The sequence below is a fragment of the Aquidulcibacter sp. genome (genome assembly GCF_020253525.1).
In the GTDB taxonomy this organism is placed as follows: domain Bacteria; phylum Pseudomonadota; class Alphaproteobacteria; order Caulobacterales; family Aquidulcibacteraceae; genus Aquidulcibacter.
Window position 1 is genome coordinate 39,600 of record NZ_JADCBK010000064.1, and the last position, 22,332, is coordinate 61,931.

Genomic DNA, 22,332 nt, shown 5'->3' on the forward strand with positions numbered 1-22,332 from the left:
AAGGCTTAAGGCTAGCGCCATTCATCGCGGCCGCCCTTGCGCTGCCGCGTTAAATTCATGTGATACTGGAAGCGTTCAGGCCGGTAATAGCCTTGGACAACCTCAATCGGTGCCGATTGGGAATCTTTCATGACGCGCACGATCTTTAAAAGAGGCGAGCCGGTTGCAATCTTGAGGGCTTGCGCTGTTGCAGGCTCTGCGCTGCAAGCTGTGATCCATTGTTCGGCCGAAACCGCGACAAAGCCTGACCGCTCTAGCAAATCCAACATCGGCGTATGCGCCAGCGCATCCGGGTCGAAGGTCGCTGCGATGTCGATTGGCAAGTGGGTAACGATGTAGGAAAAAGGTTCGCCCTCCAGCTTGCGGATACGCTCTGCGCGCTGGACGGGGACACCGCTCGGGAGACCCAAGAGTTCTGCAATCTCTGCCGTCGCCGCAACCTGGGCCACATTTATGAGTTCAACCTCTGTAGAAAGGCCCATGACTTTCAGGGCTTCCATCAGATTATCAAAGCTGCCCTTCACGACTGGTACGGTGGCATTATAGGTCACGACGGTACCGCGGCCCCGATGGCGCGAAACCATGCCCGCCGAAGCCAATTCATTGAGGGCACGCTTTACTGTAATGCGCGAGACATTGAAGACATGCGTCAGATCTTGCTCGCCTGGCAAAACAGCGCCTAAGGGAAAGGCACCTGAGCGAATACGCTCACGCAGAACCAAAAATAATTGGTGATACAAGGGCGTCGGCAGCCTTGCGTCTACCATAGCGGCCTTAAGCTCGGAACTAGGTTCGTGAGAATTGGGCAAGGTCGTGTCCATGAAAAGAAACTAGTCTGCCCTTAGGAAATGGAAAGCCCTAATTCCGGCAGGCTACTGAAGTAAGATTACGTCTCAAGCACCGTTGGCACGCTCTCGAACAGAGTCAAGACTCTCCCAGATCTTACCGCCAGGATAAATTCCGATAGACATGGTCATATCATGTACTTCGACAGTCTCGAACATCCCACAGGTGAAATAAGGGTCGCCGCGCATGATTGCCCAAGCAGCGTCAACATCATCGGCGCACACGATCAAGCACGATCCATGGATTTTTGAACTGCCAGGTGCCTTTAAGGGTCCAGCGGTGACATAAGACTGCCAATGGGCTTCAACATGGGCGAGATGCCCCGCCAAATGTTCGATCCGCTTTTCGGGTGCCGTTGGGCCATCTTTGCAGACAAACAAAAAAGTTGGTTGTGTTTGCCTTGGAACTGTCGGTGGATTTGACACTTAGGTCTCCCTTTGTATGGCCATTGCCACTTTAGGGGTGAGTCATTGCCTTGCCAATGTTGAAACGTTATTTGATATAAAGATAGATCATTTCTAAGCAAAGGTGCATCCGCGCGCATGTCTGAAGCTTCCAGACCCCAATTGGTGAGTTCAGGTCAGACTTTGGCACAGAAGCTACTGGCACGGGCATCTGGTAAGCCACGTGTGGAGCCAGGCGAAATCATTTTAGTACAAGTTGATTTGGCGATGGCGCATGATTCCAGCGGGCCGCGCCGATGGAAGCCCCATTTAGACTCCCTTGGTGCAACCCTTTGGGATCCGTCTCGCGTCGTGATTGTTTCGGACCATTATGTTCCGGCCGTCGATGGGGAGAGTGCCGCGATCCTAAAATTAACGCGTGACTTCGCTAAGGATCATCGGGTGGAGCATTTCTTTGATATGGAAGGCATTTGTCATGCAATCCTACCTCAGAAGGGTCTGCTTCGCCCTGGGATCTTTGTTGCTGGTGGGGATAGTCACACCCCGCATGCGGGTGCGTTTGGCTGTTATGCAGCGGGGTTTGGTGCCACAGATATGCTTGGCATTGTGGTTACCGGACAAACTTGGACCATTGTCCCTGAGACCATCCGCGTTGAAATGACCGGCTCTTTAGGGTCGACGGTCTCCGCAAAAGATGTGATGCTGGTGTTGTGCCGAGAGCTTGGCATGGACAACGCGTTTAAGGCGATCGAATATGGTGGCCCTGGCGTCGAAAGCATGCCGATGGATGAACGTATGGTTCTGTCCAATATGGCGGCGGAACTTGGGGGAGAAGTTGGGCTGATTGCCGCTGATAAGGTAACCCTTAGCCATATCCGCGCCCATGGTGGATGTGCGACAGAAGCCGACTTGGCTTGGAAGCCTGATCCTGATGCGGCCTATGAACGGATCATTTCTATCAATCTTTCCGACCTCGAGCCGCAAATCGCGCTACCCCATTCGCCTGCCAATAGTTTCCCAATCAACCACGCGCTGGGGTCGCCGATCCATCAAGCTTACATTGGCGCCTGCGTAGGGGCGAAGTTGCAAGATCTTCACATGGCTGCACAAATTCTAAAAGGACAACGCATCGCCAAAGATGTTCGCCTTCTTGTCGCGCCAGCTAGCTCACAAGTCACCGCTGATGCGGCTGCGGACGGGACTTTGTCGACACTACTTGCTGCAGGTGCAACATTGTTGCCGTCAGGATGTGGCGCTTGTGCGGGCATGGGCGCGGGATTATTGGCCGCCGGCGAAGTTTGCATTTCAACAACGAACCGGAATTTTAAAGGCCGGATGGGCCATGCCGAGGCCTTTGTCTATTTGGCCTCGCCCTATACTGTTGCGGCCAGTGCACTTACGGGCTGCGTCAGCGACCCGCGAAAATTCTTCTCTGAATTGGCGGTGGCACAATGACCGAGACGGCAGGGACAGGCCGCGCCTTTGTTTTTGGCGATGATATCGATACCGACCTGCTGGCGCCCGGGCATTTAATGAAACTGTCGGCCGAAGACTTGGCACAGCATTGCCTTGAAGCAATTGCGCCGGATTTTGCAAAGTCGGTGCAGCCGGGTGATTTTGTGGTCGCTGGCAAGAATTTCGGCTTGGGCTCCTCGCGTGAACAAGCAGCCATTAGCTTACGCCTTCTAGGTGTTGGGGCTGTTATCGCACCAAGTTTTGCGCGAATCTTTTATCGGAACGCGCTCAATTTAGGACTGCCAGCGCTTTTCTGTGAGGAAGCCTATCGTATCGCTGAAGGCGACCAGTTGATGGTCGACCCGGTCTTGGGCAAGATCACGAATAAGACGCGTGGTGAGACTTTATCGTGTAAACCTATTCCAGACCATTTGATGGCGATGGTTCGGGCTGGGGGCTTAATCGCTCATCTGAAATCAAGACGCGGCACATAGGGATCGAGCATGACACAATTTTCTTTGCACGAGCGGCTCGGCCAAAGCAAAGCCCTTTTAGCCCCGGGCGCTTATGATGCTTTGAGTGCGCTTTTGGTGGAACAAGCAGGCTTTGAAGCCATTTATATGTCCGGCGCATCCATCTCTTACACGCAATTGGGCCGGCCAGATATTGGGTTGGTCTCGGCTACCCAAGTTGCCGACATCATTGGCCGCGTACGCGATCGCGTCCAAATCCCACTTATTGTGGATGCCGATACAGGCTTCGGGAATGCGCTTAACGTTCAACATACGGTTCGACTGTTTGAGCGAATGGGGGCCAATGCGCTGCAATTGGAAGATCAAACCGCCCCGAAGCGCTGTGGCCATTTAGCGGGGAAAGAACTGGTCGCACCCGGCGAAATGGTGGGAAAGATCAAGGCCGCGGTGGACGCCCGTGCCTCGGAAAGCACCTTGATTATAGCACGTACCGACGCCATCGCGGTGGAGGGATTTGACCATGCATTAGAACGAGCAGACCTCTACCGCCAAGCAGGCGCAGACATTTTGTTTGTTGAAGCCCCACAAGCGATTGACCAAATGCAGGCGATTTGCCGCGCATTTCCGGCTACACCGCTCTTGGCCAATATGGTCGAAGGCGGCAAGACGCCACTGCTCACATGCGATCAATTATCCGAGATGGGCTATCGATTGGTGATTGCTCCTGGCTCGATGGTGCGGCTCCATGCTTTTGTCGCACAACAGTTTCTGCAATCGCTTAAGGCCAATGGCACAACGGCCTTGTTCCGCGATAGGATGTTGGACTTTAAACAAATCAATGAGTTGTTGGGATTACCAGACCTCATGAATCAAGGCTCTCATTATGAGATGCGCGGCCAAGAAGCGGCGGAATAGTGCTCTATTGCCGTAAGGCTTTTTTCACTGCGTTTCATTACAGTTTTGTCTCTATGTTGCCAGATTCTGGGTGCATGAAAGCTGTATGGTGATTAGGGACGGTCTCTGCTGTGAAAAGCATCTGGGTTCAGGTGTTTGGGCTCAACCTATGTTGAGCTGGCTTTCCTGCACCTTCATGGTTTTTGGGCTGCTGTTTGCAGGCTCTGCGACTGCACAAACTCAAAAGCGGACAAGCGACCTTACGCTGAATGATATGTTCGCCAGCCCAAATGCAGCTGCCGCACAAGCCGTTTCCTTTAGTGCAGGGCCCAACAACATCCGTTTTGTCCTAGACCGGTCGCAACCGCGGGTCGTTTTATTGCGCTTTGAGGGCGATCCCGAAGTCTGGGCACTGACTTCGCAATGGGGACCACGCGGCGATGAGTTTTTGCGCAATGATATTGGAGAAGTCATTGTGCGTATCACCACATTGGGTGGCGTCACGGTCTATGGGCCATTGGGCACCAATGGCGGCCTAGCGGCTAGCGAGGGGCGAGCGAAAACCCTATCGGCCCCAGTGCGAAGCGAAGGCAATCTACAAGCCACCTTAGAAAAAGCGCTGCGCTGGTTTGATAAATTCTCCAGCCGAAACATTCGGGTTGAGGCTTCGGGTGCATTGCCGCCGGCTTTGGTCCATGAAGCGCTTGAGCGCGCTGCGCAAGGCATGTCGCGCGCACCGCGTGGCTATTTCGGTCGACCAGAACGTCGCGTCAAACTAATCCGCGTTCAGCGCAGCTTTGATCGCCCCAGTGTACGTTGGCAATCCGGGGTTTTGACGATTGGTGTGGTGCCTGGCGCAGGCTACGCCGGTAGGCCGTCGAGTGCCGCGGTTCTCTTGGCGCTGACGAAGGGCAAATAGTCACACGACAGACTCAGGCGATTGCCCCGACCATAGGCTCGGCATATATCAAGCCCATGACCTTAGAACCCCTCAATATCGCAATTTTCGTGGCTATGGCTGTTGTTTTGGCTGTCTTGGTTGCCGGCATCGCTAATCTGGCCATAACGGGTGACAAAGCTCGGTCACGGTCTAACCAGCTGATGCGTCTGCGAGTTGTGGTCCAGTTCATCGCCGTCCTTCTTTTGATGCTTGGCTTTTGGCTCAAAACGCGCGCGGGATGACGAAAAAAAACTTTCCCGGCAAAGTCGCCTTAGTCACAGGTGGGGGTGGCCGGTTCGGCCGTGTCCTTTGCCAAGCCTTGGCACAACGGGGCTGTTCGCTGGTGGTCGGTGATTGTGACCTTTCAGCCGCGCGAGAAACGGCAGCTCAAACTCAAGGATTGGCCTTAGGTCTGGATGTTCGCGACCCGCCTATGTGGCTCAATGCACTAACTTCAGCCCGCGACTTGTTTGGATCGGTCGATTTTATCTTTCATTGTGCACAGCATCATGGAGAGGGCAACAGCGCCGAGGATTTTACCCAAGTGTGGGCCACTCAAATCACCGCTTTAGAGATCGCACAGCGGGCTTATTCGGCCGATTTCGCAAAAACAGGGGGAAGTCACATTATCTTTGTTTCTGCGGCAGCTTGGATCCCGGATGGAGCGCGACCCTTATGGTCGGCAGCAGAAGCCGCAAAGCGGCATTGGCATAAGGCCAATCAGCAGTCGCCAACTCGGGTCCCAAGCACACTAATTGCTTATGATGTCCCACCCCGTACCAACGGCAAAACACCAAATGATGAGATTGCTGCGGCAACGCTCTGGGCCTTAGCCCGTGGCACGCGCGACGCATTTGTCCCAGGTGGGTTTGGAGTGAGAGGCTTTTGCCGTAAGGCGGCTAGCGACTAAGTTAAGCCGGCATCCCGGGGCAGCGCAAATATTTCTCTGGCATCGCGCCATCCCAAGAAATACTGGCGGTTTCGTCACTTATCTTCTCAATAATCAAGCTAAATGACACCCCAACACCATTTTGGCCTCTGACTTCAAAGCCTTTTTCTGTTGGTTCCACCGCCAAAATCTTATGGCGCTCTATGCCGGATGGTCTGATACTGTCTAGCCAAAGACCAGACTCTTCATCCATGAGAACATAGCCCTGATTCATCCGTTGAGGATTGCAGGCAATTGGCCCCGCATCGGCGGGTTGGCCCATAAAGGCAGCATTTGTATCTTTACCGGCGAACAGAAAGTCGCGGTCGGCAGCAGAGATTTTTCCAAGTGGGTCGCCTGGCGCGCAGGCACTTATGAATAGACCCACCGCCAAGAAACCTGTGATCAGAGTATAGCGCATCGCCAGACCCCCTTATCGAATGCGTTGGGTACCATCCCATCGCGGTGTAAGTGGATCATAGAGCGGTTAATCTTATGTGTTCATACTCTGGAAAAAGTCGTCGTTGTTTTTGGTCTGCTTGAGTTTATCCAGCAAGAATTCCATCGCATCCATGGTACCCATGGGGTTCAGGATGCGGCGAAGCATGTACATTTTTGGCAGATGTTCTTTAGGAACCAAAAGCTCTTCTTTCCGGGTACCCGACTTGATGATGTCGATGGCTGGGAAGACGCGCTTATCAGAGACTTTACGGTCGAGAATGATTTCAGAGTTACCCGTACCTTTGAACTCTTCGAAGATGACTTCGTCCATCCGCGAGCCAGTTTCGATCAGCGCAGTGGCGATGATGGTCAGCGAACCACCTTCTTCCAGATTACGCGCCGCACCAAAGAAACGTTTTGGACGTTGTAGGGCATTTGCATCGACACCGCCGGTCAAAACCTTGCCGGAAGATGGTACTACCGTGTTGTAGGCGCGGCCCAGACGCGTAATCGAGTCCAGCAAGATCACGACATCGCGACCATGTTCGGCCAAGCGCTTTGCCTTTTCGATAACCATTTCAGCAACTTGCACGTGGCGCGTCGCGGGCTCGTCGAAGGTAGAGGATACCACTTCGCCTTTCACTGAGCGCTTCATATCCGTCACTTCTTCAGGACGTTCGTCGATCAATAGCACGATCAAATAGACTTCTGGATGGTTGATCTCGATCGACTTGGCAACGTTTTGCAGAATGACCGTTTTACCGGTGCGGGGTGGAGCCACAATCAAGGCACGCTGGCCTTTACCGATAGGGGCTACGATATCAATCACGCGGCCAGTACGATCTTTCCGAGTGGGATCTTGGATTTCCAGATGTAGGCGTTCGTCTGGATAAAGAGGGGTTAAGTTATCGAAATTGACCTTGTGGCGGGCTTGCTCTGGGTCGGTGAAGTTGATCGTGTCCACTTTTGACAGAGCAAAGTAACGTTCGCCGTCCTTAGGTGCCTTTACGGGTCCTTCGACGGTATCACCCGTCCGCAAACCGTGGCGCCGAATTTGTTGTGGCGAGACATAAATGTCATCTGGGCCGGACAGATAATTGGATTCTGGAGAACGCAAGAAGCCAAAGCCATCTGGCAAAACTTCCAACACACCGCCGCCGCCAATTTCTGAACCGCGTTCGGCTTGTGCCTTTAAAATAGCGAAAAGAAGATCCTGGGTGCGCAGATTGGATGCGCCATCAATTTCTAGGGATTCTGCCAGCACCACCAATTCAGTTGGGGTGCGGGTCTTTAATTCTTGTAGGGTGGACCGGCGAGGTGGGGCGTCGATCGACAATTCCTCTGACATGTCAGGGCCTCAAAATATCTTTGGTGAAAGCCGTCTTTGCAAGGACTGCAGCGGCTGTAACGCGGTGCCAAACCAGAAGAAGGTCTTAGCATCGGATGCTCACATGACGATTATCGCATGCGGGGTCAAGGTGTGTTGTCAAGAAAAAGGCTCAAGGACAACCATAAAGACAGCAACAATCATCAAAACAAAGGGCAACTCGTTCAAGAAACGGAAGGCCACATGGTTCAGCGGGCGCTCACCGCGCTCAAAAGCTTTGCGCCAACGCATATACAAATGATCAACAGCGGTAATGGTGGTCACCATGGCCAGTTTAATCTGCATCCATGGATGGGCCAACAAATCCCATCCGCCTCGCCCGACCAAAAGGGTAAGGCCCAAAATCCACACGACTATCATGGCCGGAACCATGATCCCGCGATGCAAACGGCGCTCCATAACAATCAATTGTTGATCTACTTCCCCGCCAAGTGGCGCCATAGAATGATAGACAAACAGACGCGGCAAATACATCAACCCGGCCATCCATGCGATCACCGCAATCAAATGAAGGGCTCGAAAGACCTCATAATGACTAGCGATCCATTCACTCATGCCGCGCATCCACCAAATTCTGCCCGCGGGCAGGCGGGACACGCGACGATACAGCCTGTCGTTCGGGCTGCAAGGATTGGGTCTGGACCCTCAAGAAGATCGGTGGTTAGACGCGCCAACTCGTCGATGAATTTCGCCCGTGTCCCAAGCGCAGGTGCGCGCAAGTAAAGGGGTACACCAACTTCATGGGCCACTTCATAATACTCTTCGTCTAATTCAACCAAAGTCTCAATATGCTCTGAGACAAAGGCAATTGGGACAACGATCACCGCTATTTTGTCGGCACCGGCGCGCTCAATTTCAGTCTCAGTCGCCGGACCAATCCACTTCACCGGCCCGACGCGCGACTGATAACAAATGGCATGCTCAAAACTGTCCGGGAGACGAGGCCGAAGGGCAGCCACAGTCTCTTCAACCTGCTTTTGATACGGGTCACCATCGAGGATGATCTTTTCTGGCAGGCCATGTGCGGACCATAGGACACGCACACGTTCGGGCGAGCCACCAGCCCTCCAGGTTTCCATAACCGCTTCAGCATGCGCTTCAATAAAGCCCGGAGCGTCTGGATAACAGCAAATCAGCTTGGCTGGACCCCCGCCTGCCTTTTTCCAAGCTTGAAGGGACGAATCCGTCGTGGTCGTCGAAAACTGAGGATAGAGCGGCAGCAACACGGTTTCGTCTGGATTAAACGCGCGCACCTGCGCAACCGCATCTTTCACAAACGGCTTCCAATAACGCATGGCCAAGAAGGTTTTGACTTCCGCATTTTCATAGCCTGGACGCGCCTTAACGGCTTTTTCTAGCGCCTCCGCCTGAGCTAAAGTCTCAGGCACCAATGGCGAGCCACCACCCATCTTTGCATAATTGGCCCGTGCGGATTTTGCCCGCAGCGTCGAGATCAGTCGTGCCAACATCCAGCGAACAGGGCCTGGAACGCGAATGATAGCTGGATCAGAAAACAAATTCTTCAAAAAAGGGCGCACTGAGTCCGGCCCATCCGGGCCCCCTAGATTGAAGAGCACAATCGCTATTTTTTGTCCCATAGACCTATCAATTACCTTTTTTGGCCAGCGGTAGTCCAACTTAGCCGGTATTTAGGCCAAACCTTTTACGCGGCGCATAACATATTCGACATTTGGGATCGGCGTTGCAGGAACCACACCATGTCCAAGGTTGAAGATATGTAGTCCCGTAGCCGCCGCGGCAAGAATGGCATCCACAGCCTGTTCAAGCGCCGCGCCACCGGCCATTAACGCCATCGGATCAAGATTGCCTTGTAAACAAACCTTTGGCCCCAATGCAGACCGGGCTGCACCCAAATCAGCTGCAATATCAAGTCCTACACCTTGGACGCCTGTCTCTTGCTGAAATTGGCCAACGCGGTGGCCAGCCCCACGAGGAAAACCGATAATCGGAACTTCCGGATATACAGCGCGAACCACATCCACCGCGCGCTTTATTGGTTTGGTTACCAAACGAGCGAACAAGTGTCCGGGAATATCCTCGGCCCAAGATTCAAAAATCTGTAGCGCATTCGCCCCAGCCTTTATTTGGGCAATGAGATGTTGGCCAACGGCGTCTGCCAAAATTGCCAAAAGATCATCCACTAATTCGGGGTTCTGATAGGCAAAAGCCCGAGCAAGGTCACGTTCGCCCCCACGCCCCTGGATCATATAGGTTGCCAAGGTCCAAGGTGCGCCGGCAAAGCCTATTAACGCCCTGTCTGCATCCATCGCAGCCCGAACTCGTTCCAAAGCCTCATAGACGGGTGCCAAGCGCGTTTCCAAACGCGACATATCAAGTTTCGCAATATCTGCCGCGCCTTCAAGGGGTGTTAAAAGAGGCCCCTCGCCCTCTGCGAAACGCACATCCCGACCCAAAGCATGTGGGACCACCAAAATATCGGAAAAAATGATGGCTGCATCGACTGGATAACGACGAACAGGTTGCAATGTCGCTTCAGCAGCCGCTGCGGGCGCATAACAAAAATCAAGGAAGCTTTTATTCTTTGCGCGAAGTTCTCGATATTCTGGCAAATGACGGCCAGCTTGGCGCATGAGCCAGATCGGGGGATGGGCTTGCTGCTCACCTAGGAGGGTGCGAACCAACGCGCTATTTTGTCCCTTTGCTCCCTCACCCATCGCGAGCTCCCCTTCCCTTATAAGATTTAGATTCTTGAATCAGTAGACAGTAGTGCGGTGGATAGACTGATCCTTGCAAGTCACCTGCATGACCTAACGGGATTTCTCAAGCGGTTTATCAGCTTTTGCCCCGGTTTTCTCCACAGGGTGGAGAGGTCGAAAAGCTCTGAAAATCATGCGATTGCTTGCAGGATCGGGCAATAGTTACCCCCAATGGGGATGCTAATTTCAACATCTTACCAGCCCTGTGGATGTTCGAGAAAAGTTCCGCGTGGCTTTTTCTCCGGTAATACACAAGCGACGATTTGTCTCACATATTCATACAAAATTAACCGCGTTTCTTAGAGATTCATTAAGCCCTTTTAACAAGTTATTAACAGCCCTACCGGGATGGCCTGGGCAGACGCCAAGAAGTTTGACCCGATCATGTATGAAAACCTTGATCCGGACTGCGTCGTCAGCCACACCTTCCACATGCGCATTTCCACATTTCTAAATGTCCATTTGGTGTCTGACTCGACCGGCGAGACGCTGAATGCCGTATTACGGGCAGTTGCACCTTTGTTTGAAGGTGTGACGCCGCTAGAGCATTCCTATTATCTGGTGCGCTCCCGTCGCCAATTGGACCGCGTCTTGGCAGAAATCGAATCCTTTCCAGGGGTAGTTCTTTTCACCATCGCGGCACACGATTTACGTGATGTGTTGGTAGACCATTGCAAGCGTTTAGGCATCCCGGCACTACCACTTTTGGACCAAGTTCTCACCATGTGGGAACATCATTTGAAAATGCGGGCCGGCGAAAAGACCGGGTCTAAACAGGCGCTTGATGAAAATTACTTCCGCCGGATTGATGCACTCAATTACACAATGGCCCATGATGACGGCCAAATGGTACATGAATTCAATCAGGCTGAAGTCGTTTTGGTTGGCGTAAGCCGTACGTCGAAAACCCCAACTTCCATTTATTTGGCCAACCGCGGTATTCGCACCGGGAATTTTCCACTGGTGCCAAAAGCGCCAATTCCGCAAGCCTTGTTAGAGCTAACCAAGCCTTTAGTAGTAGGACTTCGGGTTTCACCCGACCGATTGATTGCGATACGGCGAAATCGACTTTTGTCTCTCAATGCGGATGCGACGAGCGAATATGTTGATGAAGATGCTGTTCGTGAGGAGATAACAGATGCTAACCGTCTGTTTGAACGTCAGAATTGGCCGGTTATCGACGTAACGCGCCGATCTATTGAGGAAACCTCTGCCGCGATCTTAAACCTGCTTGCCGAGCGCAATGCGAGATAATCATGCTGACGCTTGCTTCTACCAGTGCCATTCGAAAACATATCCTTTCTCAAGCTGGTGTTGAGTTTGAGGCGGTTGGATCTGGGGTTGATGAAGATGCCGTCAAAGAGGCCATGCGTGCTGAAGGCGCTAGCCCACGAAATCAGGCCGACAAATTAGCTGAGCTCAAAGCCGTTAAAGTCTCACAAAAGCGGAGCGGGTTCGTACTTGGATGTGACCAGATTCTAGCGTTTGAAGGCCGTTCCTTTGATAAGGCTGAGACTTTAGAAGAAGCTTTTCAGCGTCTGTCTGTATTGCGCGGCAAGACCCATAGTTTAGAATGTGCGGCCGTAATCGCTAAAGACGGTCAGGTCATTTGGCGCTTGGTCACCAGCCCCAAACTAACTATGCGGGTATTCTCCGATGCTTTTTTGCGCGATTATCTAAAGGCCTATGGGGATGCGGCCCTCTCAAGTGTTGGCTGTTACCAATTTGAAGGCCCAGGCGCGCAATTGTTTGACCGTGTTGAGGGCGACTTTTTCTCGATTCTAGGTCTGCCATTGTTAGAAGTTTTGGCCTTTTTGCGTCTTCATGGGGAACTCCCGACATGAGGATAACAGGATCGACAGAGCTTTATGCCGTCTTGGGCAATCCCGTACGCCATTCCATGTCGCCTATTCTACAGAATTCATGGATTCAAGCCCATGGGTTCAACGCTCTGTATGTGGCTTTACCGGTAGAGCCGGAAAACTTTGAAACAGCATTGCAGGGCCTAGCCGCTAGCGATGTCTGTGGACTGAATATTACGACCCCATTTAAAGAACGTGCGGCAGCTGCAGCGTTACAGCAGTCAGACCGAGTGAGGTTGGTCGGTGCAGCTAATTGTTTGACTTTGGACCGCGCAGGCCGTGGTTATGATGCCAATAATACTGATGGCGACGGATTGGTCGCGGACCTAGATAGCCGTGCAGCACATTGGCGCAGTCTGGAAGGCCATATTGTTGTGTTGGGTGCAGGAGGTGCAGCCAGATCTATCCTTGCTGCCTTGTCTGCCCATAGCGATAAAGGAATTTGCGTGATTAATCGCGATCAAGCACGGGCGCAGAAAATCGCAGATCAGCTAAATCCACAACAAATTCGTGTTGGAACGTGGCAGGATCTCTCGCAGCATTTGGCCAATGCCAGCCTTGTCATCAACGCTACCAGTCAAGGCCTCAATAACCACTCGCCCTTTTCGCCGGATTTTTCGCCGACCCATCCTGACGCGATTATCTATGACACCATCTATTCACCTCGGATGACCGCATATCTAGAGAGCGCGAAAAGTTATAAACGTCGTTATCTTGATGGCCTTGGTATGTTGGCCGGGCAAGGGGCCTTGGCGTTTCAGCATTGGTTTGGCGTTCTACCTAATCTGCAAGATGGTCTGAACACGTTGGAGAAGGCGCTTACTGCATGAAGATTGTGGCGCTGACCGGCTCAATCGGTATGGGGAAATCGACAACCTCGACCATGTTTCAAGATTTGGGCGTGCCTATTTGGGATGCGGATGCTGCCGTTCACCGTCTCTATAGCCCGGGGGGTGCCGCAATTGCTCCGCTTCAGGCGCTAGTCCCCGAAGCGATTGGCCCTGAAGGTGTTGATCGAGGCGTTCTAACAGCTAGAATTTTACAAGACGCGACGCTTCTGAAACAAATTGAAGCCATCGTGCACCCCTTGGTCGGTAAGGACCGCGCGGACTTTTTGGCCGCTGCACGGGAAAAAGGGGCACCTTTAGTGATCGTCGATGTGCCGCTCTTGTTTGAAACCGGTGGTGAAGCTTATGTTCATGCGGTGATCGTCGTTTCTTGCCCGGCTGATATCCAAAAGGCACGTGTTCTGGCCCGCCCCGGTATGACAGACGAGAAGTTTCAGGCGATTTTAGCCCGTCAGACCCCTGATGAAATAAAAAGAGCTAAGTCCGATTTTGTCATCGAGACCGGCTTAGGGCTTGACGCAGCTCGCGAACAAGTTGGGAAAGTTTACGCAGCTTTGATGGCGGCAGCGGAAGAATAAGATGCGCGAAATCGTTTTTGATACTGAAACCACAGGAACTGACCCGGAGCGAGGCGACAGAATTGTCGAAATCGGCTGTGTTGAGTTAATCGACCTTGTTCCGACCGGTGCGACTTTCCACCGCTATATCAATCCTGAACGCGATGTACCGGCTGAAGTGGTTCGGGTTCACGGCCTGACCAATGAATTTTTGGCCGATAAGCCAGTGTTTGGTGCGTCTGAGGTGGTTGAAGAGCTATTGGCGTTTATTGGCGATGCCCCGCTTGTCGCGCATAATGCCGAATTTGACCGACGCTTTTTGAATGCCGAGCTTGGGCGTCTTGGCTTGCCGCTGATTCCAAAAGAACGCTGTGTCGATACCTTAGTGATCGCGCGCAAAAAATATCCCGGTGCTCCGGCCTCTCTGGATGCTTTATGCCGTCGGTTGAACATTGATTTGACCGCACGCGATAAACACGGGGCCTTGCTGGACTCCCAATTGCTCGCAGCGGTTTATCTTGAACTTAAAGGGGGCCGGGAAAGGCGTCTCGATTTTCTCGATCCTGTCGAGGCGACTCAAGCCCCGAACCAAACGACGCAAGGCATTTTGGAAACCAAAGCCGGACAGCCCAGACGCGAACGTGCTCAAGCTTTAGAGCCCTTATCTACATTAGAAGAAATAGAAGCGCACCGTGCTTTTGTCGCCACCCTTGGCAAGGAACCTGCTTGGCACAAATTCCTTGCCGAAAAGGGGCAGGCAATCGCTTAGGAAGGCTGACCGCTGGAGCGCTCAATGCGCTGAGTGGCATAAAGTGCGCCAAAATCCATTGGATCCAACATCAAAGGCGGATAGCCACCAGCCTGGCTGTTGGTCGCAATCAATTGGCGCGCAAATGGGAAGAGAATCTTCGGACATTCAGCCAACAACAAGGGCTCCAAGGCTTCACCAGGAACATTGGCGAACTGGAACAAGCCTGAATACACCAACTCGATGATGAATTGGGTCTGACCTTCACGATCACTGCGCGCATTGATCTTCAAATCGACTTCAAAAACGCCGGATTCATCCATCGCCCGGGCGCTCACGTCTAATTGAAGATCGATTTTTGGCTGTACACCTTCCCGCAAGGAATTTGGTGCATTTGGATTTTCAAACGAAAAATCCTTTACATATTGGGCTAAAACACGGACCGAAGGGGCAGTTTCGGCCCCACCATTCGCTAAAGAACCGTTTTCTAGTGGCTCAGAGGCCGTTTCGTCTGTCATGTGATGATCTCCAGAAGCTGTGGTGGCTAGCACGCAACAGCCCTTTACGGCAACCAAGTGGCTGACTTACGCCACATTGCACCCTATATGAGAGTAAGACCGCCATTCAAAACCAAGCGGAACCGGATCGAAAACCATGGAAATAGTCTTTTTTGCCGTTGTGGCAGCACTCGTCCTTGGCCGTTTGTACCAAGTTCTAGGCCAAAACCGTGGCGCTGAGCCACCTCCCATGCGGCAACCACGATTTGGTTTACCAGATGCGCCTGCCGATAAAGGCGATGCGGACACGCCCGCATCCGCCGATGAAAACGGCAAAGTCCTGTCTTTCCCTGTCAAGGAATATGATGGCCCTGGTGCTGCTGGTCTGAAGGCCATCGGTGCAGCCCAGCGCGGGTTCAATGCGGCTAACTTCTTGGAGGGCGCAAAGGCAGCTTATGAGATGATCGTGACGGCCTATGGCGCTGGAGACGAGGAGACATTGAAAGGTCTCGTCGATGCCGATGTGTTCGAAGCCTATAAGGTTGCGATGGATGAGCGTCGGGCCGCGAATGCACCCAAGATTGAAGTCATTCGATTGAGCGACGCCAAAATCCTCGATGCCGAGTTAGACGGCAAGATTGCCCGCATTGACGTAGCTTTCTCGTCAGACCTAGCCGATGGCGGCGATGGCCTGCGCGCAGCTGATGAAATTTGGACGTTTGAGCGTTCTGTTGACGCGCGCGATCCAAATTGGCTCTTGAGCGCAGTCCGGACTGCCTAAGCATGCGTCGTTCTTTGGGTCTTTTGGCCGCATCAGGCTTGATGCCGGTTTTCCTGACGGCTTGCGCCACGGTGGCACCGGTACCCGTGCCTGCGCCAGTTGCACAACCAATCCCGGCACCTGCTCCCGTAGTTAAGCCGGTGGTACCACCGCCGCCCGTAGCTGCAGCGCCTGCAACACCCCTAAGACCGGCAACGAGCCCGATTACGCCTTCAGCCGCGCCAGTGCCGCCCGCCGATATTGTACCGTTGCTCTTTAGCCAAGTTGCATTTGACGGCCTACCAGATTGGGCGGAGACAGATGTAGGGGCAGCGCGGCGCGCACTGGTACGGTCTTGTGCAATCTCTCAAGCTCGACCCAAGGAGCAGCTTTTGTCTCCTATTGCGTCCTATTCTGGCCGCGTAGGGGATTGGGCCGAGGTTTGCGCTTTGGCCCAAGATCCCAGCCTTGAAGATCGCAGCTTCTGGGAAAGCCAGTTTCAGGCTTGGCGTGTCTCAACCGAAACTACCGATATCGGAAGACTAACCGGCTATTATGAGCCAATCATGGCTGCGTCGCGGGTCAAGACCCCCGTCTTTTCGGAGCCTATTCAGGCCAGACCTGCAGATTTGTTTGAAATTGACCTAGGCCAATTCGATCCCACGCTTCGTAATCGCTCTATCGTCGCTCGGATGGATCGGGGAAAAGTTGTGCCTTATTGGTCACGAGCTCAAATCAACGAAAACACCGCACCCGTATTGGCTTGGGGGGAACCGGCAGAGGTTCTATCCTTGCAAGTTCAAGGCTCTGGCCGACTACAATTTGAGGATGGCACACAAGTTCGTGCCGCCTTTGCCGCCCATAATGGCCATCGCTTTGGGTCAAACGCGCAAGAATTGATCCGTCGCGGTGCGTTACCGGTCAATGGCGCTTCGATGGATGCGATCAAGACGTGGTTTAAGACTGCGTCTCCCAAGGAAGCGCGTGAAGTTTTAAACGCCAACCCACGCACAGTATTTTTCCGTCTCGAGTCCATTAAGGACCCCAGCGTTGGGCCAAGAGGGGGGCAGCAGGCCCCACTGGAAGCGAATGGTTCGCTCGCTGTGGATACGAGCTACCATGCTTATGGCGTTCCTATCTTCTTAGCAGCGGATGCCCCGCGCGTGGCCTTGTCTTCCGATGTCAGCTTGCGTCGTTTGGTAGTCGCCCAAGATACAGGCGGAGCCATTCGTGGCCCGATCCGAGGTGATCTCTATTGGGGCACAGGGCCAGAAGCGGGATTGCGGGCTGGCCGGATCAATCATGACGTGCGGTTTTGGGTGCTTTTGCCAAAAGGCATGAATCCCACACCCGCTGCTAGCGCAGGCCGCTGAGTATGAGCCGGCGTCGCGATTTGATGCCGGAGGAAGCAAAACTGTGGCATCGGATTGCCCGAACTGTGCGACCCTATGGTCACAAGAAACCCAAAACAGAGTCAGAAGACCTTTCGCAGTCAAGCCCCCCTGCGCCACAAGTCATTCAAAGGCCTGCACCGGAATTACCCCATTTGGTGCTTAAACGAGCCAAAGCTGCCCGACATATGCCTGTGTCTCCTGCGCCAAAGCCTGAGAACAAACCTGCGACGCTGGTTTCAGATGCTTCCGGGCACAAAAAGGTACGACGCGGCAAGCTCGACATTGACGGTACGATTGATTTGCATGGCTATCGACAAATGGATGCCCAAACCGCGCTTGCCGGTTTTCTAGTCCGCATGCGGTCTGGCGGAGCGCGCTGCGTATTGGTGGTGACGGGCAAGGGTCGCGCGATCGAAATTGGTGAGGATTATCTGACACCCCAACCCGGCGTCATCCGTCGCCGCCTGCCAGAATGGTTGAGCGGTCAAGGCATTCGGGAGCATGTTTCCGGCTATGCTTCTGCCCACCCACGTCATGGCGGCAGCGGAGCCTATTATGTTCTGTTGAAAGCGCTGAAGGATACCTAAATGAGCGGTGAAACATCCAAAGATACTTGGTGGAAGACCCGCTCTGTCTATCAGATCTATCCACGGTCCTTTCGCGATGCCAATGGCGATGGTGTGGGTGATTTGGCTGGGATCACCGAAGGCCTTCGTGCAGTTAAAGCCTTAGGGGCTGGCATTGTCTGGATGTCGCCAATCTTCCGCTCACCCATGGTCGATAATGGCTATGACATGTCGGGCTATCGCGAGATTGACCCTTTGTTTGGGACGATGGCGGATTTTGAGGCGCTGTTGGCTGAGGCTAAACGCCTAGACCTTAAAATCGTTTTGGATATTGCGCTAAATCACACTTCCATTGATCACCCATGGTTTCAAGCGGCCCTTGCTGATCCCACGGGCCCTTATCGCGACTATTATATCTGGCGGGACAAGCCCAATAATTGGCAGTCCATTTTTGGTGGTCCAGCCTGGTCTAAGCCTGAAGGTGATCCAGCCTATTATCTCCATCTCTTCGATAAGACGCAGGCAGATCTGAATTGGGAGAACCCGGCAGTACGCGACGAGATATATGGTGCCATGCGGTTTTGGCTCGATAAGGGCGTAAGCGGCTTCCGTCTTGACGTGGTGACCGTTATCTCAAAGCCACTCGGACTACCCGATGCGCCAGACCCTAGACCGATGCCGCTCTATCATATGTTGGCGGGTGGTCCCCGTTTACATGAATGGCTGCGGGATATGCGACGAGAGGTATTTGATCTCTACGATTGCGTCGCCATTGGTGAGGGTCCGGGCCTTAATCCAGAGCGGGCTGCGGCCATCGTAAATCCCGCCGATCCCATGCTGCACATGATCTATCACTTTGATTTTGTTGATCATACAGCTTCACGTCAAGGTGCGGGTTGGGATCGTGTCTGGTTCAAAAGTGTGTTTGATCGATGGGATAAAGGCATTGGCCCAGATGGCTGGAATTCCTGTGTTGTCGGCAATCATGACCTCCGCCGCCTGATCGCCCGTTTTGGTGACGCAGAGGCCGACGCCAATCTGGTCGCAAAAGCCTTAGCAGCAAGCTATGTTCTACAACGCGCTACGCCCTTTATTTATCAGGGTGACGAATTGGGCATGGGCGACACCACAATCACCAGCGTCGAGGAATTGGATGATGTTTGGGCGAAGACCACCTATCGTCTGGCGAAGTCAAAAGGCAATAGCGAAGCCGAAGCCCTAGCCAAAGCCGTCGCGATGACGCGCGACCATGCCCGCACCCCCTATCCCTGGACACCCGAAGGCGGATTCGGCGCAGGCACACCGTGGCTGAAGCCTACCCCCAATCGCGGAGGTGTGGATTTAGCTACCCAGCAGGCGGACGAACACTCTGTGTGGGCCTTTTATCGAGCCTTGTTAGAGCTTCGGGCAAAAGATCCCGAAACTTGGGTTTTTGGGGCCTATGAAGATCTGCTGCCCGAGCATGAGTCCTTGTTTGTCTATCGGCGCGGCGTCCGTGGCTTGGTTTGCATGAATTTGGCCAGCGAACCTTGTCCGCTACCAGAGAAGATCCTCGCGCTTTTGGCGAAGCGCAGCTTTATCCTCGCCTCTGGGGACATCACCACAACCCAAATGGGCCCGTGGTCAACTCAGGTCTGGGCCTAAGGCTTCACGCCATTAGCGGCAAACCAAGCCAGCAATTCATCCCAACCCTGTTTAGCGGCAGCTTCTTGATATTGCGGCCGATAATCAGCGTGGAAGCCATGTTGGGTTCCGGGATAAATGATAAAGCGGCTTTCCCGATTGCCCGCCTTTTCCAAAGCGGCTTTCATGGCTTCAACGCTCGAAAGCGGAATTCCGCCATCATTTTCCGCATATAGGCCAAGGACAGGGCTTTTCAGTTCACCCGCCACATCCAAGGGCCATTTGCGCTGATCGGTAGACCCTTCGCGGGGCGTCAAACGGCCATACCAAGCGACCCCTGCCTTGATGCGAGGTGTAAGCGCGCTGGCCATCCATACAACCGCCCCGCCCCAACAGAAACCAGTAATGCCGATTGCATCCTTTTTGACGAATTTTTGTTGGTCTAGCCACGCAATCGTGGCGGTTATGTCGCCCATGACTTGCGCATTATTGGCCGCATTCACGATGGGCATGATTTTGGTAAAGTCAGTTAGCGGCGCAGGATCACCCGCACGGGCAAAGAAAGAGGGCGCGATGGCGACATAGCCTAGACGAGCAAGCCGGCGACATACATCACGAATATATTCATGCAAACCGAAAATTTCGCTCACCACAATAACTACAGGCTTCCGCCCTTTTGCCTGTGGGCGCGCCACAAAGGCGGGCAGGTCAAATCCTTGCGACGGAAAGCTCACCATTTCTGTTATCAAACCCTCGGATGGGGTTGTGATCGCGGCCGCATGGACTGGACGAATAGCCGCTGCGAAGCCTGCAAAGCCCAAAGCGCCAGTTAGGCCGCGACGAGACAAAGTAACAGTGGCATCAGGGCCGTCGGGACGGGTCAAATTCATGGTGCAATACTCCTCCGTCTTTGGGTTTCACCTTTGACTAAGTGCGTCAAGTGCATTGCACGCTCTTTCATAATCCATCAGGCTTTACCACTTAGAGCAGACGATAACAGCGCTGCGGCTGCCGCTAGGTTGACCAAATCAACAAAAGCGTGTCGGAAAGAGCGAGTGAACGAGGAGCCTAGAAGCATGTTTCGCATGGACGAAGAAGACGAAAGCAAAGCGGGTAATCCAGCCCCAGCCATTGTAGAAAAGGCGCTCTTCGACAGCCGCACCATTCTACTTACTGGCGGCGTGGACGATAAACTGGCCCAGCGGGTTTGTGAACGCATGCTGGCTTTGTCGGGGGAGTCCGATAAGCCCATCCTTTTGATCATCTCTTCACCAGGCGGTCACGTGGAAAGCGGCGACATGATCCATGACATGATCAAGTTTGTGTCGGCACCTGTGAATGTTTTGGGCTCGGGCTGGGTCGCTTCTGCGGGTGCCTTGATTTATGCGGCGGCTGAGCGTGAGCGTCGCTTCTGCTTGCCCAACACCCGTTTCTTGCTGCATGAACCACGCGGTGGTGTTGGTGGCATGGTGTCGGATATTGAAATCCAGGCCCGTGAAATCATTCGTATGCGCGAACGTCTGAACGCGATTTTCGCTGAGGCGACCGGTCAGCCCATCGAGAAAATCAAGGCTGATACCGATCGCGATTATTGGATGAGCGCGGAAGAAGCCGTGGCCTATGGCCTTGTTGGCAAGATTGTCACCAAGCGTACCGATATTGGCTAAGTCTTTCGTATTGGTAGGCGCAATCGCCGGTGCCTTTGGGGTGCGCGGTGAGATACGCCTGCGCAGCTTTACCGCAGACCCAGAAGCTATCGTGGATTATGCCCCTTTTTGTAATGAAAAGGGGCAAGTCATTTTGTCGGTCCAATCTTGGCGGCCGATCAAGGATGGCATTGTGGTGACTTCCAAAGAAGTGCCGACGCGAGAAGCGGCTATGGCTTTGCGAAATACCAAGCTGTTTGTTCCCCGTGATCGATTGCCTGAAGCGGAAGAAGACGAATTTTATCATGTTGACTTGATTGGGCTGCGTCTGGAGGCTTTGGACGGAGCGGACTTGGGTCGTGTTCGAGCGGTTATTCCCGGACCCCAAGATTTGCTCGAGATTGAGGCGACGCCCGGTGCAAAGGGCAGTTGGTTTCTGCCCTTTACCAAGGCCTTGGTTCCTATTGTTGATTTGCCTGGAAGAAAGCTTGTTGGCGATGTGCCGATTGGCTTGATCCCGGTGATTGGCGAAGTCTTAGAAGAGCCACCAGAGCAACCCTCCCGCCCAAAATCGTCAAAAAAGCCATTGAAAGGCCCTTCCTCATGATCCGTCCTTCTGGTCGCACCCCCGAACAATTGCGTCCGTTGAGCCTTGAAGCCGGTGTGTCGCGCTATGCAGAGGGCTCATGTCTGGCGAAGTTTGGCAATACACATGTGTTGGTGACAGCCTCTTTGGAAGAAAGCCTTCCGGGTTGGCTGCGTGGGCAGAAGCGCGGTTGGGTAACAGCCGAGTATGGCATGCTGCCCCGGGCCACCCACACGCGGGGTCGTCGCGAGGCTGCTTCCGGCAAGCAATCGGGCCGCACACAAGAGATTCAGCGCTTGATTGGGCGCGGTCTGCGCTCGGTAGTCGATCTGGTCGCCTTGGGAGAGCGTCAAATCACCATCGATTGTGACGTGATCCAAGCCGATGGCGGCACACGGACTGCGGCGCTGACAGGCGCGTGGGTCGCGCTCAAGCAGGCCTGTCTGTACCTCAAGGCTGAGGGCTTGATCACCGACGAGCCAATCCGCGCGCAAGTTGCCGCCGTTTCATGCGGGATTTATCAAGGCGTTCCGGTTTTGGATCTCGACTATGCCGAGGACTCAAATGCTGAAGCCGATGCCAACTTTGTTTTGGCCCAGGGGCTTGGCCTTGTTGAAGTGCAAGCAACCGGCGAAGAGCGGCCTTTCACCGAGGCAGAACTGCAGGTCTTGCTGTCGCTTGCAAAGTCTGGCTGTGAGGATTTGTTTGCGGCCCAGCGCCAAGCACTGGGCCTTTAGAC

The 22,332-nt window shown here is 53.6% G+C and carries 27 protein-coding genes; 18 read left to right on the forward strand and 9 right to left on the reverse strand.

Annotated features, from left to right (window positions below; translation table 11 throughout):
- Nucleotides 1-11: 11 nt before the first annotated feature.
- Nucleotides 12-809, reverse strand: coding sequence for a GntR family transcriptional regulator (locus IOB61_RS08425; protein WP_290815068.1), 798 nt, complete (start codon nucleotides 807-809; stop codon nucleotides 12-14).
- Nucleotides 810-893: 84 nt separating this feature from the next.
- Nucleotides 894-1,271 (reverse strand): YciI family protein, encoded by a 378-nt coding sequence (locus IOB61_RS08430; RefSeq protein WP_290815071.1) that lies wholly within the window; start codon nucleotides 1,269-1,271, stop codon nucleotides 894-896.
- A 117-nt stretch (nucleotides 1,272-1,388) separates the two neighbouring features.
- On the opposite strand from IOB61_RS08430, the gene IOB61_RS08435 reads away from it, so the two are divergent.
- From IOB61_RS08435 to IOB61_RS08460, 6 genes are all read left to right on the forward strand, one after another.
- On the forward strand, nucleotides 1,389-2,705 hold the full coding sequence (locus IOB61_RS08435; RefSeq protein WP_290815074.1) for a 3-isopropylmalate dehydratase large subunit: 1,317 nt from the start codon (nucleotides 1,389-1,391) through the stop codon (nucleotides 2,703-2,705).
- Nucleotides 2,702-3,199 carry a 3-isopropylmalate dehydratase small subunit gene (locus IOB61_RS08440; RefSeq protein ID WP_290815077.1) on the forward strand — a complete coding sequence of 166 codons (498 nt, stop codon included), beginning with the start codon at nucleotides 2,702-2,704 and terminating at the stop codon, nucleotides 3,197-3,199. Before IOB61_RS08435 ends, IOB61_RS08440 begins: the two co-directional genes overlap by 4 nt.
- 9 nt (nucleotides 3,200-3,208) lie before the next feature.
- Complete coding sequence (locus IOB61_RS08445) at nucleotides 3,209-4,093, forward strand: isocitrate lyase/phosphoenolpyruvate mutase family protein (RefSeq protein ID WP_290815080.1); 885 nt, start codon at nucleotides 3,209-3,211, stop codon at nucleotides 4,091-4,093.
- 148 nt (nucleotides 4,094-4,241) lie between these two features.
- Entirely contained in the window at nucleotides 4,242-4,991 is a 750-nt protein-coding gene (locus IOB61_RS08450; RefSeq protein ID WP_290815083.1) for a DUF4908 domain-containing protein, read from the forward strand.
- 56 nt (nucleotides 4,992-5,047) lie between these two features.
- Nucleotides 5,048-5,254: a twin transmembrane helix small protein gene (locus IOB61_RS08455; RefSeq protein WP_085340977.1), complete on the forward strand. Its 207-nt coding sequence runs from the start codon at nucleotides 5,048-5,050 to the stop codon at nucleotides 5,252-5,254.
- Nucleotides 5,251-5,922: an SDR family NAD(P)-dependent oxidoreductase gene (locus tag IOB61_RS08460; RefSeq protein ID WP_290815088.1), complete on the forward strand. Its 672-nt coding sequence runs from the start codon at nucleotides 5,251-5,253 to the stop codon at nucleotides 5,920-5,922. Before IOB61_RS08455 ends, IOB61_RS08460 begins: the two co-directional genes overlap by 4 nt.
- Nucleotide 5,923: 1 nt before the next feature.
- Here the strand turns inward: IOB61_RS08460 and IOB61_RS08465 are convergent, their stop codons facing one another.
- The 5 genes from IOB61_RS08465 to hemE all read right to left on the reverse strand — a co-directional run bounded on the left by IOB61_RS08465 (nucleotide 5,924) and on the right by hemE (nucleotide 10,464).
- Nucleotides 5,924-6,361, reverse strand: a complete 438-nt coding sequence (locus tag IOB61_RS08465) for a hypothetical protein (protein ID WP_290815092.1) — start codon at nucleotides 6,359-6,361, stop codon at nucleotides 5,924-5,926.
- 72 nt (nucleotides 6,362-6,433) lie between these two features.
- Nucleotides 6,434-7,729, reverse strand: coding sequence for a transcription termination factor Rho (gene rho / locus IOB61_RS08470; protein WP_085340974.1), 1,296 nt, complete (start codon nucleotides 7,727-7,729; stop codon nucleotides 6,434-6,436).
- Between the two features lie 138 nt (nucleotides 7,730-7,867).
- On the reverse strand, nucleotides 7,868-8,323 hold the full coding sequence (locus IOB61_RS08475) for a CopD family protein (RefSeq protein WP_290815094.1): 456 nt from the start codon (nucleotides 8,321-8,323) through the stop codon (nucleotides 7,868-7,870).
- Nucleotides 8,320-9,366, reverse strand: coding sequence for a ferrochelatase (gene hemH, locus IOB61_RS08480; RefSeq protein WP_290815096.1), 1,047 nt, complete (start codon nucleotides 9,364-9,366; stop codon nucleotides 8,320-8,322). Before hemH ends, IOB61_RS08475 begins: the two co-directional genes overlap by 4 nt.
- Nucleotides 9,367-9,417: 51 nt before the next feature.
- On the reverse strand, nucleotides 9,418-10,464 hold the full coding sequence (gene hemE / locus IOB61_RS08485; protein ID WP_290815098.1) for a uroporphyrinogen decarboxylase: 1,047 nt from the start codon (nucleotides 10,462-10,464) through the stop codon (nucleotides 9,418-9,420).
- 390 nt (nucleotides 10,465-10,854) lie between these two features.
- On the opposite strand from hemE, the gene IOB61_RS08490 reads away from it, so the two are divergent.
- From IOB61_RS08490 to dnaQ, 5 genes are read left to right on the forward strand one after another with little or no spacing between them, the layout of a single operon-like run.
- Nucleotides 10,855-11,760, forward strand: coding sequence for a pyruvate, water dikinase regulatory protein (locus IOB61_RS08490; protein ID WP_290815100.1), 906 nt, complete (start codon nucleotides 10,855-10,857; stop codon nucleotides 11,758-11,760).
- 2 nt (nucleotides 11,761-11,762) lie between these two features.
- Nucleotides 11,763-12,350, forward strand: coding sequence for a Maf family protein (locus tag IOB61_RS08495; protein WP_290815103.1), 588 nt, complete (start codon nucleotides 11,763-11,765; stop codon nucleotides 12,348-12,350).
- The gene (gene aroE / locus IOB61_RS08500) at nucleotides 12,347-13,198 is read left to right on the forward strand and encodes a shikimate dehydrogenase (protein ID WP_290815105.1); all 852 of its coding nucleotides are present in this window, start codon (nucleotides 12,347-12,349) and stop codon (nucleotides 13,196-13,198) included. Before IOB61_RS08495 ends, aroE begins: the two co-directional genes overlap by 4 nt.
- Nucleotides 13,195-13,794, forward strand: coding sequence for a dephospho-CoA kinase (coaE, locus tag IOB61_RS08505; RefSeq protein ID WP_290815107.1), 600 nt, complete (start codon nucleotides 13,195-13,197; stop codon nucleotides 13,792-13,794). The genes aroE and coaE overlap by 4 nt, the downstream gene beginning before the upstream one ends.
- Nucleotide 13,795: 1 nt before the next feature.
- Complete coding sequence (gene dnaQ / locus IOB61_RS08510; protein WP_290815109.1) at nucleotides 13,796-14,542, forward strand: DNA polymerase III subunit epsilon; 747 nt, start codon at nucleotides 13,796-13,798, stop codon at nucleotides 14,540-14,542.
- Here dnaQ and secB read toward each other — a convergent pair.
- A complete protein-coding gene (gene secB, locus IOB61_RS08515; protein ID WP_290815111.1) occupies nucleotides 14,539-15,039 on the reverse strand; it encodes a protein-export chaperone SecB in 501 nt (166 codons plus the stop codon). The two genes, dnaQ and secB, sit on opposite strands and share 4 nt — an antisense overlap.
- Before the next feature lie 136 nt (nucleotides 15,040-15,175).
- Here secB and IOB61_RS08520 point away from each other — a divergent pair, with 136 nt between their 5' ends.
- Genes IOB61_RS08520 through IOB61_RS08535 form a run of 4 tightly spaced genes read left to right on the forward strand, consistent with a single transcriptional unit; the run spans nucleotide 15,176 to nucleotide 19,382 of the window.
- Nucleotides 15,176-15,799 (forward strand): Tim44/TimA family putative adaptor protein, encoded by a 624-nt coding sequence (locus IOB61_RS08520; RefSeq protein WP_290815114.1) that lies wholly within the window; start codon nucleotides 15,176-15,178, stop codon nucleotides 15,797-15,799.
- Between the two features lie 2 nt (nucleotides 15,800-15,801).
- Complete coding sequence (locus IOB61_RS08525) at nucleotides 15,802-17,151, forward strand: MltA domain-containing protein (protein WP_290815116.1); 1,350 nt, start codon at nucleotides 15,802-15,804, stop codon at nucleotides 17,149-17,151.
- 2 nt (nucleotides 17,152-17,153) lie between these two features.
- Complete coding sequence (locus IOB61_RS08530; protein ID WP_290815118.1) at nucleotides 17,154-17,759, forward strand: Smr/MutS family protein; 606 nt, start codon at nucleotides 17,154-17,156, stop codon at nucleotides 17,757-17,759.
- Entirely contained in the window at nucleotides 17,760-19,382 is a 1,623-nt protein-coding gene (locus tag IOB61_RS08535; protein WP_290815120.1) for an alpha-glucosidase, read from the forward strand. It abuts the gene before it with no gap.
- Here IOB61_RS08535 and IOB61_RS08540 read toward each other — a convergent pair.
- Complete coding sequence (locus IOB61_RS08540) at nucleotides 19,379-20,251, reverse strand: dienelactone hydrolase family protein (protein ID WP_290815122.1); 873 nt, start codon at nucleotides 20,249-20,251, stop codon at nucleotides 19,379-19,381. The two genes, IOB61_RS08535 and IOB61_RS08540, sit on opposite strands and share 4 nt — an antisense overlap.
- 186 nt (nucleotides 20,252-20,437) lie before the next feature.
- Between IOB61_RS08540 and IOB61_RS08545 the strand changes: the two genes are divergently transcribed.
- From IOB61_RS08545 to rph, 3 genes are read left to right on the forward strand one after another with little or no spacing between them, the layout of a single operon-like run.
- Nucleotides 20,438-21,028 carry an ATP-dependent Clp protease proteolytic subunit gene (locus IOB61_RS08545; protein WP_290815125.1) on the forward strand — a complete coding sequence of 197 codons (591 nt, stop codon included), beginning with the start codon at nucleotides 20,438-20,440 and terminating at the stop codon, nucleotides 21,026-21,028.
- Nucleotides 21,021-21,614: a ribosome maturation factor RimM gene (gene rimM / locus IOB61_RS08550; protein WP_290815127.1), complete on the forward strand. Its 594-nt coding sequence runs from the start codon at nucleotides 21,021-21,023 to the stop codon at nucleotides 21,612-21,614. Before IOB61_RS08545 ends, rimM begins: the two co-directional genes overlap by 8 nt.
- Nucleotides 21,614-22,330 carry a ribonuclease PH gene (gene rph / locus IOB61_RS08555; protein ID WP_290815163.1) on the forward strand — a complete coding sequence of 239 codons (717 nt, stop codon included), beginning with the start codon at nucleotides 21,614-21,616 and terminating at the stop codon, nucleotides 22,328-22,330. Before rimM ends, rph begins: the two co-directional genes overlap by 1 nt.
- The last annotated feature ends 2 nt before the right edge of the window (nucleotides 22,331-22,332 follow it).